This is a genomic window from Sulfitobacter dubius (assembly GCF_027214245.1).
In the GTDB taxonomy this organism is placed as follows: domain Bacteria; phylum Pseudomonadota; class Alphaproteobacteria; order Rhodobacterales; family Rhodobacteraceae; genus Sulfitobacter; species Sulfitobacter dubius_A.
Window position 1 is genome coordinate 214,207 of sequence record NZ_JAPWHM010000005.1, and the last position, 16,772, is coordinate 230,978.

Annotated in this window: 17 protein-coding genes; 9 read left to right on the top strand and 8 right to left on the bottom strand. The window is 62.4% G+C overall.

Annotated features, from left to right (window positions below):
- Positions 1-33: 33 nt before the first annotated feature.
- The 3 genes from O4H31_RS13940 to O4H31_RS13950 form a co-directional block, all read right to left on the bottom strand.
- The gene (locus tag O4H31_RS13940; RefSeq protein ID WP_269346728.1) at positions 34-588 is read right to left on the bottom strand and encodes a fasciclin domain-containing protein; all 555 of its coding nucleotides are present in this window, start codon (positions 586-588) and stop codon (positions 34-36) included.
- Between the two features lie 170 nt (positions 589-758).
- The gene (locus O4H31_RS13945) at positions 759-1,451 is read right to left on the bottom strand and encodes an anti-sigma factor (protein WP_269346730.1); all 693 of its coding nucleotides are present in this window, start codon (positions 1,449-1,451) and stop codon (positions 759-761) included.
- The gene (locus O4H31_RS13950) at positions 1,448-1,996 is read right to left on the bottom strand and encodes a sigma-70 family RNA polymerase sigma factor (RefSeq protein WP_120351664.1); all 549 of its coding nucleotides are present in this window, start codon (positions 1,994-1,996) and stop codon (positions 1,448-1,450) included. The genes O4H31_RS13945 and O4H31_RS13950 overlap by 4 nt, the downstream gene beginning before the upstream one ends.
- A 240-nt stretch (positions 1,997-2,236) precedes the next feature.
- Between O4H31_RS13950 and O4H31_RS13955 the strand changes: the two genes are divergently transcribed.
- From O4H31_RS13955 to O4H31_RS13970, 4 genes are read left to right on the top strand one after another with little or no spacing between them, the layout of a single operon-like run.
- Positions 2,237-3,439, top strand: coding sequence for an NAD(P)/FAD-dependent oxidoreductase (locus O4H31_RS13955; RefSeq protein ID WP_269346732.1), 1,203 nt, complete (start codon positions 2,237-2,239; stop codon positions 3,437-3,439).
- Entirely contained in the window at positions 3,436-4,215 is a 780-nt protein-coding gene (locus O4H31_RS13960) for an HpcH/HpaI aldolase family protein (RefSeq protein ID WP_269346734.1), read from the top strand. The genes O4H31_RS13955 and O4H31_RS13960 overlap by 4 nt, the downstream gene beginning before the upstream one ends.
- Positions 4,216-4,227: 12 nt before the next feature.
- Positions 4,228-5,070 (top strand): NAD-dependent epimerase/dehydratase family protein, encoded by an 843-nt coding sequence (locus O4H31_RS13965; protein ID WP_269346735.1) that lies wholly within the window; start codon positions 4,228-4,230, stop codon positions 5,068-5,070.
- A 23-nt stretch (positions 5,071-5,093) separates the two neighbouring features.
- Entirely contained in the window at positions 5,094-6,326 is a 1,233-nt protein-coding gene (locus O4H31_RS13970; protein WP_269346736.1) for a mandelate racemase/muconate lactonizing enzyme family protein, read from the top strand.
- Between the two features lie 88 nt (positions 6,327-6,414).
- Here O4H31_RS13970 and O4H31_RS13975 read toward each other — a convergent pair whose 3' ends face one another.
- The gene (locus O4H31_RS13975; protein ID WP_269346737.1) at positions 6,415-8,595 is read right to left on the bottom strand and encodes a thiamine pyrophosphate-dependent enzyme; all 2,181 of its coding nucleotides are present in this window, start codon (positions 8,593-8,595) and stop codon (positions 6,415-6,417) included.
- 131 nt (positions 8,596-8,726) lie between these two features.
- Complete coding sequence (locus O4H31_RS13980; protein ID WP_067630156.1) at positions 8,727-9,950, bottom strand: acyl-CoA dehydrogenase; 1,224 nt, start codon at positions 9,948-9,950, stop codon at positions 8,727-8,729.
- Positions 9,951-10,047: 97 nt separating this feature from the next.
- Between O4H31_RS13980 and O4H31_RS13985 the strand changes: the two genes are divergently transcribed.
- A complete protein-coding gene (locus O4H31_RS13985) occupies positions 10,048-10,947 on the top strand; it encodes a LysR substrate-binding domain-containing protein (RefSeq protein WP_269346741.1) in 900 nt (299 codons plus the stop codon).
- Between the two features lie 86 nt (positions 10,948-11,033).
- On the top strand, positions 11,034-11,366 hold the full coding sequence (locus O4H31_RS13990; RefSeq protein ID WP_150120555.1) for a hypothetical protein: 333 nt from the start codon (positions 11,034-11,036) through the stop codon (positions 11,364-11,366).
- Positions 11,367-11,449: 83 nt separating this feature from the next.
- Here O4H31_RS13990 and O4H31_RS13995 read toward each other — a convergent pair whose 3' ends face one another.
- Entirely contained in the window at positions 11,450-11,863 is a 414-nt protein-coding gene (locus tag O4H31_RS13995) for a VOC family protein (RefSeq protein ID WP_269346745.1), read from the bottom strand.
- Positions 11,864-12,004: 141 nt separating this feature from the next.
- Entirely contained in the window at positions 12,005-13,561 is a 1,557-nt protein-coding gene (locus O4H31_RS14000; RefSeq protein WP_269346748.1) for a bifunctional metallophosphatase/5'-nucleotidase, read from the bottom strand.
- Between the two features lie 129 nt (positions 13,562-13,690).
- On the opposite strand from O4H31_RS14000, the gene O4H31_RS14005 reads away from it, so the two are divergent.
- From O4H31_RS14005 to arsC, 3 genes are read left to right on the top strand one after another with little or no spacing between them, the layout of a single operon-like run.
- Entirely contained in the window at positions 13,691-14,041 is a 351-nt protein-coding gene (locus tag O4H31_RS14005) for a DUF952 domain-containing protein (RefSeq protein ID WP_067630142.1), read from the top strand.
- Complete coding sequence (locus tag O4H31_RS14010; protein ID WP_269347214.1) at positions 14,041-15,081, top strand: quinone-dependent dihydroorotate dehydrogenase; 1,041 nt, start codon at positions 14,041-14,043, stop codon at positions 15,079-15,081. The genes O4H31_RS14005 and O4H31_RS14010 overlap by 1 nt, the downstream gene beginning before the upstream one ends.
- The gene (arsC, locus tag O4H31_RS14015) at positions 15,078-15,419 is read left to right on the top strand and encodes an arsenate reductase (glutaredoxin) (protein WP_269347215.1); all 342 of its coding nucleotides are present in this window, start codon (positions 15,078-15,080) and stop codon (positions 15,417-15,419) included. Before O4H31_RS14010 ends, arsC begins: the two co-directional genes overlap by 4 nt.
- Here the strand turns inward: arsC and O4H31_RS14020 are convergent.
- Entirely contained in the window at positions 15,416-16,768 is a 1,353-nt protein-coding gene (locus O4H31_RS14020) for an MATE family efflux transporter (protein ID WP_269347216.1), read from the bottom strand. The genes arsC and O4H31_RS14020 overlap by 4 nt on opposite strands.
- Between the last annotated feature and the right edge of the window lie 4 nt (positions 16,769-16,772).

Genomic DNA, 16,772 nt, shown 5'->3' on the forward strand with positions numbered 1-16,772 from the left:
GTGCTGGTCCGGCCACATCGTGCGGGTTGCCTATTACTTGGGCACCAGCACGCTGTTTACAACATGGATAACGCCGTTGGACTGGTTCACATCTGCGATAGTCACGCGCGACGCATTGCCGCTCTCATCGATGATGTAGACGTTGTTACCCTTCACCTGCGCCGACAGCGCGTCGCCGGACACGGCGTTAAAGTGGTAGAACCCATCGCTGGAGGCGCGCGCCCTGGCGGCGATGTCGGCAGCAGACCAGTTGCCCGCAACCACATGCGCGGTCAGCACTTTGGTCAGCATGTCTTTGTTCTCGGGCTTGAGCAGCGTGTCGACGGTGCCAGCGGGCAGCGCATCAAAGGCGGAATTGACCGGGGCGAAAACGGTGAAGGGACCTTCGGAGGCCAGCGTGTCGACCAGACCGGCGGCCTTCACAGCGGCGACCAGCGTGGTGTGATCGGCGGAGTTCACGGCGTTCTCGACGATGTTTTTGTTCTCGAACATGGGCGCGCCGCCCACTTCGGGATTGGCAGCGATGGCACCGGTGGCCAACAGGGCGGCAGTGGCGGTCGCGGCGGCAAATGTCTTGAGCGTTTTCATCTGGTTTCCTCCTCAGATGCCCCCCGTTGTGGGCGGCGATACTGGACCCACGGGCCAAGAGTGAGAGGAGTTTCAGAATGGTTCAAAAAATTCGGAAAAAAGTTGTAGAGCGTTGTTTTACCCTAGAAAAGTGAAACGCCCCACTCGATCAGAGAAGGGCGTTTCGGGGTCTAGAGTTCGGCCACGGTACCGGCAGCCATGATGGTGCCGGTGGGGGCGCCGTCAGGGGCGCCGCCCGGTGGCTCATCTGTGATGGCCAGTGTGATCTGCGCTGCCTCGGGTGCCAGATTGGCGGGCAAGACCACGCGGTTGACTTCACCCTCAGGCAATACGCCCAAAGAGATCGGCGCGCGGTCCGGCAGGATGGCCCAAAGCTCCAGCACGCGGCCTTCGGGTGCGGTGCCCGAGACCCGGCGCAGCGCGATATCGCCGCGTGACATGTCCATGACGGCCAGCAGTTCCAGCGCGCTGTCTTCGGCGGCCATGCGAGTGGCATAAACCTCGCCCGGCGACTGAACCGGTGCCTCGCGCAGCATCGGCAAGGCAAGGAAGGCTACAGTGGCGAGAGCCGCAACCGATATCACTTGCCAGAGCCAGAGACGCTGCATCAACGGCACCTGCCGCGCGGGGAAGAGCCGCGACATCAGCGTGCGGCGCAGTTTCGCAGGCGGGTCGACGGGCGCGATATCGTCGGTCATTGCCACGAAACGCTCCTGCCAATCGGCAACGCTGCGGGAAAAATCACGGTCTTGAAGTAGGCGCGCGCGCGCCGCCACACGGTCTTCGCCTTCCAGCAGGCCCAAGGCCACTTCGGCGGCCAGAAGATCGTCGTCTCCGGCTGGGATGATGGGGGTGTCACTCATGCGCTCATACACTCCCGCAGGCTCATCAACCCGCGACGCAGCCATGTGCGCATCGTATTAAGAGGCACATTAAAACGCTGCGCAAGGTCGGCATAGCTGTCGCCATCCAGATAGGCACCGCGCACCGCGGCACTGCGATCTGCCTCAAGGTCGTCCAGACAGTTGCTGAGGCGCGTGGCCTCAGACGCGGCCACGGCGGATTGCTCGGGGTTCGGCCCCGGCGCGGCCAGTTCCAGCCCCGGCGTGTCGATATTCTGATGGCCTTTGCGGGTGGCGCGCAGCCGGTCGATCGCAGTGTTGCGCGCAATGGTGATCAGCCACGTCATCGGCGACAGGCCATTGGCCTGATAGCGGTCGGAATGGTTCCAGATTTTGACGAAACTGTCCTGCATGGCGTCCTCTGCTGCGGCCCGTGTATCCAACACACGCAGGCAGACCCCGAATAGTTTCGCAGACACCCGATCATAAAGCGCCTCAAAGGCGGCACGATCCCCCAATGCAACCTGTGCAATCAGACGCTCAATCTCTTCACGGTCGCTGTCCAAGGGCCACTCCTTTGGGCGTTGATGTCTTTTTCGGCACAGCAATCATGGTGCGACAGCCGCTACAAAAGTCAACGATGCAATAGAACCGCATCTTTCGAATGCCACCCTGCCCCATCCTTGGGCCGTCGCGCAACCCATCGCGGAAAAACGAAAAATCGCCCTGCCGTTCACAAAGATTGCAGGCTCTGGATGCTTAGGCTACCCACAATTCAGAGGGGAATGCGCAAAGGGAGACTGTGCATGCAAAACGCGCTTGAGACGTCATATGACGTGGTGATCGTGGGCGGGGCCATCTACGGCTCGGCACTGGCTTGGTGGCTGACCAACACGCCGGGATTTGACGGCGAAGTGTTGGTGGTCGAACGTGACCCGACCTATGAATTCGCCTCGACCAGCCACACGAATTCCTGCATCCGCCAACAGTTCACCGCGCCGGTAAACATCCAGATTTCGCAGTTCGGGGCCGAGTTTATTAAGAACTTCCGCCACTTCATGCATGACGATCCCGAGGTGCCGGACCTGGCGCTGCAGAGCTTTGGCTACCTCTACCTTGCTGACACGCCGGAGTTTGCCCAGACCCTGCGGGAAGCGCAGGGCATTCAGGCCTCCATGGGGGCGCATACCCAGCATATGACCAAGGACGAGATCGCCGCGCGCTATGCATTTTACATGCTCGACGACGTGATCGCGGGCAACCACAACACGGTGAACGAAGGCTACTTTGACGGCGGCACCATGTTTGACTGGTTCAAACGTATGGCCAGGCGTCGGGGCGTGACCTTTATCCATGATGAGGTGACGGGCATGACCTTGAACCCTGCAGGCAGCGCGGTGGATGCGGTAACGCTGAAGTCCGGCGCAAAGGTCGCTTGCGGCACGGTGGTCAATGCTTCCGGCCCCCGCGCGGCGGCGACGGCGCAGATGGCGGGGATCACCCTGCCTGTCGTGCCGCGCAAACGCTACACCTTTATCTTTGACGCCGCCGAGCCGCTAGAGATGGACCTGCCGCTGACCATCGACCCCAGCGGCGTGCATATGCGCCAAGAGGGCAAATACTATATGGCCGGTTGCCCGCCTGAGGATGACTATGACGCGGCCTATGATGACTTTGCCTTTGACCATTCGATTTGGGAGGAGAAAGTCTGGCCCATCATCGCCACGCGCGTTCCGGCCTTTGAACGGGTCAAGGTGATCAACGAATGGGTCGGGCATTACGCCTTTAACACTGTGGATCAAAACGCAATTGTCGGGCGGCACGACAAGGTCGAGAATTTCGTCTTTATGAACGGATTTTCCGGCCACGGGTTGCAGCAAGCCCCGGCCATCGGGCGCGGCACGGCTGAGTTGATCACCCATGGCGCCTATCGTTCGCTTGACCTGACCCCGCTGGATTACGCGCGGATTGTCCGCGCAGAGAAATTTGTTGAAAAGGCCGTGATATGAAGCACCCCGAGAACACATTCCTCACAGCCATCCGCGCCGGGCAAAAGCAGCTTGGCCTCTGGGTCTCCCTCTCGGATGGCTATGCCGCCGAGGTGGTGGCCCATGCAGGCTATGACTGGGTGATGCTGGATATGGAACACGCGCCGAGCGATATGAAGTCCGTGCTGGGGCAGCTACAGGCGTTCTCGGGCAGTGACACCGCGGCGATGGTGCGGCCCGATTGGAACGATGCGGTCAAGGTCAAACGGCTGTTGGACCTCGGCGCGCCGGGGCTGCTGTTTCCGATGGTGCAATCGCCTGAAGAGGCCCGCGCCGCCGTGGCCGCCTGCCGCTACCCGCCGCGCGGTGTCCGGGGGGTGGCCGGGCTGAACCGCGCCAACCAGTTTGGCCGGGTCGAGGATTACAACACCGAGGTCGAGAAACAGACCGCCATCCTGATCCAGCTTGAAACCCGCGCCGCCGTGGAAAACGCCGCCGCCTTTGCCGAGGTTGAGGGGATCGACGGTATCTTCTTTGGCCCCGCCGATATCGCCGCTGACATGGGCCATCTGGGCCAGACCCTGCACGCGGAGGTTTGGGAGGTGATCCGCCCCGCCGCCAAACTCTTGATGGACAAGGGCATTCCCGTGGGCACGCTGGTCACCGACCCCGACTTCGCCGCCCAACTGCTGGACGATGGCTTCACCTTTGTTGCCTGCGGCACGGATGTGGGACTTTTGGCCAAAGGGGCCGATGCCCTGCGCGCCCAAGTGCGCGACAAGATTTCTGAGACGTGAAAGGAAGATGTTATGAAATTTAAGAAACTGGTCCTGACAGGCGCCGCCGGTCGGCTTGGCTCGTACCTGCGCGAGCCGCTGGCCGCGATGTGCGAAGAACTGGTCAGCTCTGACATCGCCGACGACATCGGCAAGCTTTATGACGGCGAGCGCTATCAGAAGGCCGATCTGGCGAGCTACGACGAGGTCGCGGCGCTGATGGAGGGCGCCGACATGGTCGTGCATTTCGGTGCCATCGTGGACGAAAAACCTTTCATGGAGCTGCTCCGCCCGAACTTCGTCGGCTCTTACAACGTGTGGGAAGCTGCCTATCAGGCAGGCGCACGCCGCGTCGTCTATGCCTCCTCGATCCACGCCGTGGGGATGCACAAGAAATCCGATTTCATCGGCATTGACGCGCCTCACAAACCCGACACTTTCTACGGCCTCGCCAAATGCTTCACCGAAGACCTCGGCTCCATGTATTGGGACAAGCGGCAGCTCGAATCCGTGCATCTGCGCATCCTGAGTGCCGCGCAGGTCAACAACTCCCGCGCGCTCGGCTCGTGGCTGAGCTATGACGACCTGATCCAACTGGTGACCCGCGCAGTCGACACCCCCTCGGTCGGTTTCTCGGTCATCTACGGCGTGTCGAACAACGACCGCTCCCCGGTAGACAATTCCAAGGCGTCTTTCCTCGGCTACCGGCCCAAGGACAACGCCGAGCAATTCGCCGAAAAAGTGCTGGCCGAAGAAGGCCCTGTCGACATCACCGACCCCGGCCAGATGTGCCACGGCGGCCCCTTCGCCAAGGTCGATCTGGGCGAAAGCGGCATCGCGCAGATGACCATCGTCGACGACAAAAAAGAGACCTAAGCGACCAGACGAAAGGGACCGTCATGAAGCTACAAGACCTCGACATCATCGTGACGGCCCCGCCCGCCCCCGGCTGGGGCGGGCGCTATTGGATATTGGTCAAAGTGACCACCGACACCGGCGTGACCGGCTGGGGCGAATGCTATGCCGCCAGCGTCGGGCCCGACGCGATGCGCGCGGTGATCGAGGATGTCTTCGCCCGTCACATGCAGGGCGAAAACCCCGAGAACATCGAGCTGATGTTCCGCCGCGCCTATTCCGCGGGCTTCACCCAGCGGCCAGACCTGACCGTCATGGGCGCATTTTCGGGGCTAGAGATCGCCTGCTGGGACATCCTTGGCAAAGACCGCGACCGTCCGGTGCATGCGTTGATCGGCGGGCGCACCAATGACCGGGTGCGCGGCTATACCTACCTCTACCCGCTGCCGCATCACAGCATGGCGGATTTCTGGACCTCGCCCGAGATGGCGGCGGAATCGGCGGCGGACTGCGTGGCGCGGGGCTATACGGCGGTGAAATTCGACCCCGCTGGCCCCTATACGCTGCGCGGCGGGCATATGCCTGCGATGTCGGATATCAGCACGTCTGTGGCCTTTTGCAAAGCCATCCGCGAGGCTGTGGGCGACCGTGCCGATCTGCTGTTCGGCACTCATGGGCAGTTCACGACCGCAGGCGCGATCCGGCTGGGGCAAGCGATCGAACCCTACAGCCCGCTGTGGTACGAAGAGCCGATCCCCCCAGACGCGCCTGAGCAGATGGCCAAGGTCGCGCGCGGCGTGCGCGTCCCCGTGACCACGGGCGAGCGGCTGACCACCAAGGCCGAGTTCGCGCAGCTCTTGCGTGCCGGGGCGGCGGAGATCCTGCAACCGGCGCTTGGCCGCGTGGGCGGCATTGCCGAAGCCAAGAAGATCGCCGCCATGGCCGAGGTCTATAACGCGCAGGTGGCGCCGCATCTCTATGCCGGGCCGGTGGAATGGGCGGCAAATGTGCAGCTTGCCACCGCGATCCCGAATATCCTGATGTGCGAATGCATTGAGACGCCGTTCCACGATAGGCTGATCAAAGGGTCGATCCGGGTGGAGGATGGCTTCATCACCGCCCCCTCAGCGCCCGGTCTGGGGATCGAAATGGACGAAGACCTTGCCCGCGCGCACCCCTACACAGGCGACGGGCTGCATCTGGAGATGCGCGAAGAGCCTTGCGATTATGTGAACGGGAATAATTTCCAAGGCGGCGCGCCAGCGGATAGCCACTAGGCGCGCAGGGCTATGGGCCACGGAAAACCGAGGACCATAGCCTGTCTGCGGGTCGGCGCCTGCCGCTTGAATCCGGGCCGGGTGGTTCCTACGCCCTCCCCAACAACTCCCGCGCCGCCGCCAAGATCCCCTCGCGCGAGGGCAGCGTCGCCGCATAGGCCGGCCCCGTGGCGATAAAGCTATCCTCCGCCGTCAGCCGCGCAAAACGCTCAACACCGCGCTCTGTCATCAGCGCCATCAGCGCTTCGGCCTGCCCGCCCGTGCGGCGACATTCATCTACGATCAACACAGGCCGATCCCCGATTGCTGCCAACAGCGCCTCTTCCGGCAGTGGGGCCAACCAACGCAAGTCTATCACCCGTGCCTTGACGCCCTGCTCCGCCAAATCATGCGCAGCCTGCTGGCTCAGATAATGCCCGTTGCCATAGCTCACGATCGCCAGATCGGCACCCTCGCCCGTGACCCCGACCTCGCTCAGATCGATCCGCCGATCTGGTGCCGGATAGTTCCGCATCCAGCCGCCATCCCCGGCCTCTAACAAATCGCGCATCGGATAAAGCGCAATCGGCTCAACAAAGACCACCACCCGCTGCTCTTCCCGCGCCAAACGGTGCGCTTCGCGCAGCATCATCGCCGCATCATCCCCCGCCGAGGGGCAAGCAATGATGATCCCCGGAATGTCACGCAACACGGCCAGTGAGTTGTCATTGTGGAAATGCCCGCCAAACCCTTTCTGATAGCCCAGCCCCGCGATGCGCAGCACCATCGGATTGGTCCATTGCCCGTCCGAGAAGAACGGCAGGGTGGCCGCTTCGCCGCGCAACTGGTCTTCGGCGTTGTGCAGATAGGCGAGGAACTGAATCTCAGGCATCGGCACGAAACCGTTATGCGCCATACCGATGGCGAGGCCCAGAATGCTCTGTTCATCCAACAGCGTGTCGATCACACGCCCCGGCCCGAACCGGCCCTGCAACTTCTGCGTAACGCCATAGACCCCGCCCTTGCGGCCCACATCCTCGCCCATCAGCATGGTCTCGGGATGGGAGAGCATGAGGTCGTGCAGCGCCCAGTTGATCAGCCGCGACATCGGCTGTGGGTTGTCCATCTGCGCCATATCGCTGCCGAATGTCTCGGCTCGAACCTCGGCACTCGGCCCGTTACTGGCCGCGCAGGTCCGCTTCGGCGGCACGAGGCTCGCCATCACATCGGATGCCGTCTTGAGACGCGGGCGTTTGATCACCTCTGCCGCCGCTTTCGCCACGGCATCTTGGGTCTCGCGGTAAATCTCCAGCGCCTCATCGGCGTTCATTCCGGCCTCCACCAACAGGCGCGCGGAATGCAGCAGCGGATCATTCGCCTCATCGGCCTCGACCTCTGCACGCGGCAGATAGGAAGTCGCCACATCCGCCCCCGCATGACCATAAAGCCGCACAGTGCGCAGATGCAGGAAGGCGGGCTTGCGGTGCACCCGAACATAATCCGCCGCTTCTTTCGCCGCTGCATAGGCCGCATGAAGGTCCAGCCCATCGCCCTCAAAATACTTCAAGCCCGGACGGGCAGACATAGAGGCCTTGATCCAGCCCGTCGGTGTCTTGGTCGAAATCCCGATGCCATTGTCCTCACAGACGAAAAGCAGCGGCAGGGGCACGCCCTGAACGGCGGTCCAACAGGCGGCATTGATCGCGCCCTGCGCGGTGGAGTGGTTGGCCGAGGCATCGCCGAAACTGCACATGGCGATTGCATCGCGCGGCAGGATCGCATGCTCGGGCCGGTTGCGCCGTGCCATGCCGATGGAATGCGCCGCCCCCACCGCCTTGGGCAGGTGGCTGGCAATGGTCGAGGTCTGCGGCGGGATCATCAGCGGGCGCGAGCCCAGCACCTTGTGCCGACCGCCGCTGATCGGATCCTCAGCCGAACAGGCGAAACTCAGGAGCATATCGCGCAGCATGTCCTGCCCTTCGGCCTGATCGGCGCGGGCGATCTGGAACGCCGCATCGCGGTAGTGCAGGAAGGCGATGTCATTGACGCGCAGGGCCGCCGCCACCGCCGCCATGCCCTCATGACCAGAGGAGCCGATGGTGTAAAACCCCTGCCCCTCTTTCTGCATCACACGGCTTTGAAGGTCGAGCGCACGGCTCAGCACCTGCGCGCGATAGAGCTGCTCCAACTGGTCGCGATCAAGCGCCTTCTTGTCGGAGGTGGAAACGGGAAAATCCCCCGCCGCGACGCGACGGAGGAAGTTCTCATGAACGATGGCAACGCGGTCCATGGGGCCTCTTGGAATAGGAATCAAACGCCGATAGCGAAAGCATTTCGGCCAGAAAGAAAGGCGTCGCCTCTCGTTCTGGCCATAAGTACTTGGGAGTGGCCGGGGGAACAGTTCCCCCCCGTTGCCGGTCTTTAGAAAAACGCCTGCAGGCCAGTCTGGGCGCGGCCCAAGATCAGGGCGTGCACGTCATGGGTGCCCTCATAGGTGTTCACCGTCTCAAGGTTCATCATGTGACGGATCACTTGGAATTCACCCGAGATGCCGTTGCCGCCGTGCATGTCACGCGACATGCGCGCCACGTCCAGCGCCTTGCCACAGTTGTTGCGCTTGACGATCGAAACCATCTCGGGCGCGGCATTAGCGGCATCCATCAAACGACCCACTTGCAGCGAGCCCTGCAAGCCGAGCGAAATCTCGGTCATCATGTCGGCCAGCTTCTTCTGGAACAGCTGGGTCTGGGCCAGCGGCTTGTTAAACTGTTTGCGATCCAACCCGTACTGCAGCGCGGCGTGCCAGCAGAATTCCGCAGCACCCATCGCACCCCAAGAGATGCCGTAGCGCGCGCGGTTCAGACAGCCAAACGGCCCCTTCAGCCCCTGCACGTTGGGCAGCAGCGCGTCTTCGCCCACTTCGACACCGTCCATCACGATCTCGCCGGTGATCGAGGCGCGCAAGCTGAGCTTGTTGCCCACTTTCGGCGCGCTCAGGCCCTTCATGCCCTTCTCCAGCACGAAGCCGCGGATCTTGCCGTCATGCGCCTCGGACTTGGCCCAGACCACGAAGACATCGGCGATGGGGGAGTTCGAGATCCACATCTTGGAGCCGGTCAGCTTGTAGCCATTCTCGGTCTTCACGGCGCGGGTTTTCATGCCCGCAGGGTCAGAACCTGCGTCAGGCTCGGTCAGGCCAAAGCAGCCGATCCATTCGCCCGAGCAGAGCTTCGGCAAATACTTCTGGCGCTGCTCTTCGGAGCCATAGGCATAGATCGGATACATCACGAGGCTTGCTTGCACCGACATCATCGACCGGTAGCCACTGTCGACCCGTTCAACTTCGCGCGCGACGAGGCCGTAGGAGACATAACTGCCGCCCAGCCCGCCGTATTCCTCGGGGATGGTGACGCCCAGAAGGCCCATCTCGCCCATCTCTCGGAAGATTTCGGGGTCGGTCTTTTCCTCGGCGAAGGCTTCGATGACGCGCGGTTGCAGCTTTTCCTGCGCATAGGCACGGGCGCTGTCGCGGATCATGCGTTCGTCTTCGCTCAACTGGCTGTCGAGGCGGAAGGGATCCTGCCAATCGAAGGTGCCAAGATCGGGTTTGTCCTTGGCGCGCAGCTTAGGGGCGTCTGCAGTCATGATGCATCCTTTCGGGTGATGTGATTTGCGGCAGTATTGCAAATTGGCGGCGCGAACTCTATCGCTGCTTTGTCCTGAGTTCATGAGAAAAAGTCATATGATCGCGCCGCGTCGCTTCTTGCCTTCGATCTCGGCCCTGCTGTCCTTCGAGGCTGTGGTGCGGCTGAGCACCGCCACGGCGGCGGCGCAGGAACTGAACCTGACGCAGAGCGCGGTAAGCCGCCAGATCAAAACGCTGGAGGAACAACTGGGCGTGTCGCTGATGATCCGTCAGGGCCGCCGGCTTAGCCCGACGCAGGCGGGATTGGATTATGTAACGCAGGTGCGCGACATCCTGAACCGGCTGGCACAGGCCTCGGTTTCGGCCCGGACGAACCCCACGGGCGGCACGCTGGATCTGGCGATCTTGCCCGCCTTCGGCATGCATTGGCTGGCCCCCCGGTTGCGCGATTTCGCAAGGGATCATCCTGAGGTGACAGTCAACCTCTCAACACGGTTGCGGCCCTTCGCCTTTGCAGGCAGCCGATTCGACGCCGCCATTCATTTTGGTCATGAAGACTGGCCCGGCGTGCGCTATCTGCCGCTTTTGCCGGAAACGGTGGTGGCGGTCTGTGCGCCCGATTTGCTGGCCGAACCGTTGGAGGATGCGCGCGATGTGCGGCATCTGCCGTTGTTGCATCTGGAAACCCGCCCGCGCGGGTGGGCGCGGTGGCTATCATCGTTGGGGGTCACCGATGAGCCCCCCGGCGGGATGATGTTCGACCAATTTTCGACCATGGCGCAGGCGGCGATCCACGGGTTGGGGGTGGCGCTGCTGCCGACCTTTTTCGCCCGCCCCTACCTGCGCGACGGGCAATTGGTGCTGGCCGCGTCGCAAACCACGCAGAGCATCGGCAATTACTATCTCGTCTGGCCCGAAGACCGTGATGAGACCGCGGCGCTCGCGTCTTTCCGCGGTTGGCTGGCCCAGCAGGCAGAGCCCGCGACAGAGAAATAATCCAGCCCGAACCGGCCAAAGTTATGCCGCATTCACCTTGTACAAAACCGGCTAACCCGCCCACATCGGGCGATCTAAAGGAGCAGATGATGCTAAGTTCATACCGCAAAAGCGCCGGTGCTCTGGCCCTCGCCCTGAGCGTTTGCGCAGCCAGCGCCATGGCCGAGAACCGCAATGTGCTGATCGTTGACGGCGCCTATTTCCCAGCGCTATCGCATGTGCAGCCGGGCGATCAGGTGGTCTTTACCAACAATGCCACGGGCAGCCACACGATCACCGGTGAAGGCGATGCTTGGACCAGTGACGCGATCCCCGTGAACGGGAGCTACACGCTCGACATCACGGCAGAAACACCAACGACCTTCAGCGGCCAGACCTTGGAAGAGCCTGCCTTTGAAGGGGCGATCAGTTTCGACTAACCGGCCCCGCGGTTGCGCGGCCCATTCAGACCTACCAAAGCCCCGCCCTCAACCGCGGGGCTTTGGTGCTTCATCGCTGAGCCTTACTGAGCAAAGACACGTTCCATATCGGCAAAGCCTTTGACCTCGATCGGGTTGCCCGAAGGGTCGCGGAAGAACATGGTCGCCTGTTCGCCCGGCTCCCCTTCGAAACGCAGCGACGGTTCGATCACGAAATCAACCTTCGCGCCTTTCAGCCGTTCGGCCAGCGCCTTCCAATCGTCCATCTGCAAGACCACTCCCAGATGCGGCATCGGCACCATATGTTCGCCCACCTTGCCGGTGGCTTCGGTGGCGAAAGGCTCCCCCAGATGCATCGAAATTTGGTGGCCAAAGAAGGAATAATCGACCCAAGTCTCGGTCGAGCGGCCCTCGGTGCGGCCCAATACATCCCCGTAGAAGGCGCGGGTCTCATCAAGGTCGCGAACGTTATAGGCAAGGTGGAAGGGCGTCAGCATGGGTGGTCTCCTATCTATCTGCTGCCCTGTGTAGCCTGCCGGGTAGAAGGTGCAAGGGCGCGACGTTCCTCTCGGATCATCAAATTAAAAGGGCGCGCCCCTTGCAGGACGCGCCCTTTCCGGTCAGGTCATAACCTGTCGTTACTTCATAGTGATACGACCGTCGGTATAGGGCTTATAGGTGCCATCCTTGGCCAGATACTCAGCCGTGACATCCGCCAGATCGGGGCCATAGTCATAGGCATTGGCGGCGTCTTTGAACATCGCGTAACCATCGCCGCCATTGCGAACGTAGTTATTCGAGACTGCCCCATAGGTCTTTTGGAGGTCAATCGGCTCACCTGCCACCATCACATCGCTGATCCGGCTGCCGGCTTCGGCCTTGGGGTCAAAGGCAAAGGACATGCCCGCCACTTGCGGGAAACGGCCGGCCTGTTCTTCATGCTGGCTCACGCCGTTCTCCAACGCCTCAATCAGCTGCGCGCCGGTGACTTGGAAGGTCGACAGCGTGTTTTGGAACGGCAGCACGGTGAGGACTTCGCCCATGGTTACCTCACCCGCGTCGATGGAGGCACGCAGCCCGCCCGAGTTGGCAATCGCTACGTCGATGCCCTGATCTTTCACCCGGTCGAGCATCGCATCAGCCACAAGGTTGCCCATTGAGCATTCCTGTGCGCGGCAGTTGCCACGTTCACCATCAATCGCCTCGGCGGTTTCAGCGACGACGCGATTGCGAATTTCCTCAAGCGGTTTGGCAGCTTCGGCGATGCGGTCAACGGTGGGCTGATCCTCGGTCACAGCCGCGTCCATAATCAGCGGCTCGCCCTCGGCCTTGGTGATATTACCCTCATCATCGAAGGTCACATTCAGCTCACCCAAAAATTTGCCGTAGGCATAGGCCTGCACGATCGCGGTCTCACCCACCATCGTCGGATAGGGGCCCTCGGCACGCTCGTTCGTGTTGCTGAGCAGCGTGTTGGTGTGGCCGCCCACGATCACATCGACCCCCGTCGTCTCTGCCGCAACCTTTTGGTCGACGCCATAGCCTGAGTGGCTGAGCACGATGATCTTGTTCACGCCCTTGGCGATTAGCAGATCGACCTCCCCCTGCACCGCTGCGACCGGGTCAGAAAAGGTGATCTTGTCGCCGGGGCTGGCGAGTTCGTGAGTATCTTCCGGGGTCAGACCGATCAGGCCAATTTTTTCTCCCCCCTTCTCGATCACGGTAGATTTGGCCAGCTTATCGGCCAGAAGCGGTTCGCCCGAGACATCGGCGTTGGACATTAGCACCGGGAATTCCACTGCATCCATAAACCCGCGCAGAACTTCGGGGCCATCGTCGAATTCATGGTTGCCCACGGTCATCGCGTCATAGCCCATCTGGTTCATCATCTCAGCGGCGAGTGTACCCTTGTACTGGGTGTAAAATAGCGTGCCCTGAAACTGGTCACCGCCATCCACAAGGATGCTGTTGCCTGCCCGCTCGCGCGCCTCGGCGATCGCGGTCATCAGGCGGGCAGAGCCGCCAAAACATTCGCCAGCAGTATTGTCCTCGGCACCGCAGGGACCGTCATATTTGCTGATCGGCTCAAACCGGGCGTGGAAATCATTGGTATGTAAAATGGTCAGATTATATTCAGCCGCCGCCATGCCACTGGTCAAAGCCAGCGCAGCGGTCGCGGTCAGGAATCGTTTCATGATAGTTCCCCTGTTGGTTGTTATGCCGGTATCGTGGCGCGGGGTTTGATCCGTGTCAAAGGTCATATCACCTGCCCTATGGTCACCCGCGGGTCTTGACCCCGCCCCGCCCGGCGGGCATCACAAGCCATGCTGATTTTCAAGATATTCCGCGCAGACGAATGGGCTGCGCTGCGCAAGAACGGGGTCTCAGACGGGGCGCCGATTGATGTCACCGATGGCTACGTGCATTTCTCCACCGCCGAACAGGCCGAGGAAACCGCCGCCAAGCATTTCAAAGGCGAAGAGGGTCTGTTCCTGCTCGCTCTAGAGGCCGAAAGCTTGGGCGATGCGCTGAAATGGGAGCCGTCGCGGGGCGGTGCGCTTTTTCCGCATCTCTACCGCCCGCTCAAGATCGAAGACGTGGTCTGGGCGCAACCCCTGCCCTTGGTGGATGGCGCACATGAATTCCCCGCCGGTCTGGGCGCAGCAAGCGCATGATGCCGGTGATCGAAAAGATGGGCCTTAGTGCGCTGCACCGGATTGACCCCGAAGCGGCGCATGGGCTGGCGATCCGGGCTTTGCGGGCGGGTCTGGCCCCGGCCCCCGGGCCGCAAACCTCTGCACGCTTACACACAATGATTGCTGGGCTGGACCTGCCGAACCCCGTCGGGCTGGCCGCGGGTTTTGACAAGAACGCGACCGCGGTCGCCCCGCTTTCCCGCGCCGGTTTCGGCTTTATCGAGGTGGGCGCCGCCACGCCCCTGCCCCAGCCCGGCAACCCGCGCCCGCGTCTGTTTCGCCTGACCGAAGACCGCGCCGCGATCAACCGCTTTGGCTTTAACAACGAAGGGATGGAGGCGATCTGCGCCCGGCTTTCGCGCCGCGGTGCCGGTGTCCCCGTGGGGCTGAACCTTGGCGCGAACAAGACCAGCCCAGACCGCGCTGCCGACTTTGCCCGGGTAATGACCGCCGCACGCAATCACGTCGATTTCGCGACGGTCAATGTCTCCTCCCCCAACACTGAGAAGCTGCGCGATCTTCAGGGCAAGGCGGCGCTTTCCGCCCTGCTCGAAGGGGTGATGGACGTGCGCGGCGCCACGCCCGTTTTCCTGAAAATCGCCCCTGATCTCAGCGAGGCCGAGATTGAGGACGTGGCCGAGGTTGCCCAAAATTCGGGCGTTGCTGCCATTATCGCGACCAATACCACACTCGACCGGAGCGGCCTTGCCAGCGCCCATGCGGCTGAGGCGGGTGGCCTGTCCGGTGCGCCTCTGTTTGAACGGTCGACCCGCGTTTTGGCGCGTCTGGCGGGGCTGACGGATATTCCGCTGATAGGCGTCGGCGGGGTGTCGGATGCGCAAACCGCCTATGCCAAGATCTGCGCCGGGGCCTCGGCGTTGCAACTCTACACCGCGCTGGTCTTCGGCGGCCTCGGACTGGTGCGAGAGATCACCACCGGGCTGGATGCGCTCTTGGCCCGCGACGGTTTCGCCAGCGTGGCCGAGGCCGTGGGCAGCAAGCGCGAGGATTGGCTTTGATCACCCTGTGGCACAATCCGCGCTGTTCGAAATCGCGGCAGGCACTGGCCCTGATCGAAAAGGCGGGTGTTGACGTGAGCCTCCGGCGCTACCTCGAAGACGCCCCGACGCGGAATGAGATCATCGCCGCCCGCGACGCCCTTGGCCTTCGTACGATTGAGATGATGCGCACCGGTGAGAAGGTGTTCAAAGAGATGGGTCTGACCAAGGACAGCCCCGAAGAGACGCTGATCGACACCATGGCCGCCCATCCGATCCTGATCGAACGCCCCATCGCCTTTGGCCAAAGCGGCGCCGTGATCGGGCGCCCGCCGGAAGCGGTGCAAAGGCTGCTCTAGCCCGCCGCGCGCTCCAGTGCCGGATAGCGCAGCGCCAAGGTGATGCCCCGCACCACGAAGGAAACCAAGAGCGATATCCACAGCCCGTGGTTACCCATACTTGGCACCAGCAGCAGCGCCACGGCGACATAGAACAGAAACGACACCAACATCATATTGCGCATATCGCGCGACCGGGTGGCCCCGATAAATATTCCATCCAGCATATAGGCCGCGCAGCCCAGAATTGGGGCCGCGACCATATAGGGCAGATAGACCCGCGCGAGGTCTTGGACCTCCGGCGCTTTGGCCATCAGATCAATGATCGCCCCGCCGAAAGCGGCAAAAACCACGGCAAGCACTAGACTGACAAGAAGCGCCCAAGCGGAAGTCAGCACCGCTCCGCGCCGCAGGACATCACGCTGCCCCGCGCCGTAGGCCCGGCCAATGATCGCCTCGGCGGCAAAGGCAAAACCGTCCAGCCCGTAGGAGGTGATCATCAGGAATTGCAGCAGCACCTGATTGGCCGCCAGCGTCACATCCCCCAAGCCCGACCCCATGAAGAGGAAGGACACGAAGATCGCCTGCAACAGCAATGAGCGGATCAGGATGTCGGTGTTTACCCGCATCATGCGCGTCCAGCGCGGCCCGTCAAAGACCTGCGCCCAGTCGCGCCAGGCCACCCCGGCAAAGGCCGCCCGGCAGAACCACAGCCCCAAGGCCGCCCCGCTCCATTCCGCGAGGAAGGTGGCGATGGCCACGCCCTCGACACCCCAACCGAGGCCCAGCACGAACCACAGGTCCAGCAGAATGTTCAGCCCGTTCATCCATACCTGCAGCACCAGCACAGCGCGGCTGCGCTCCTGCGCGATGAGCCAGCCAGTGATCGCATAGATCGAGATGGCAGCAGGCGCGGACCAGATGCGGATCGCCATATATTGCCGCGCCAGCCCCTCGACCTCCGGTGATCCGGGGGCGAGTTGAAACGAGGCCCAAAAGAGCGGCAGTTGCAGCACCATCAGCGCCAGTCCGGCGCCCGCGCCGATCAGCAGCCCACGTGTCAGCAGCGCCGCAACTTCGCTCTCTTCGCCATTCCCCGCCGCCTGCGCGGTCAGGCCCACGGTGCCCATCCGCAGAAAACCGAAAATCCAGTAAAGCGCCGACAGGATGATCGCCCCCAGCCCCACCGCGCCAATGGGGGCGGCGGCGCCCATCTGCCCCACCACGCCGGTATCGACCGCGCCGAGGATCGGCACGGTGGCGTTGGAGATGACAATGGGAACGGCGATCTTGAGCACGCGGCGGTGGGTCACCACATCGCGCGCCGCCAGCGTGCCACGCTCAACCGCGCGCACCTCTGCGTCGGTCAGCGGC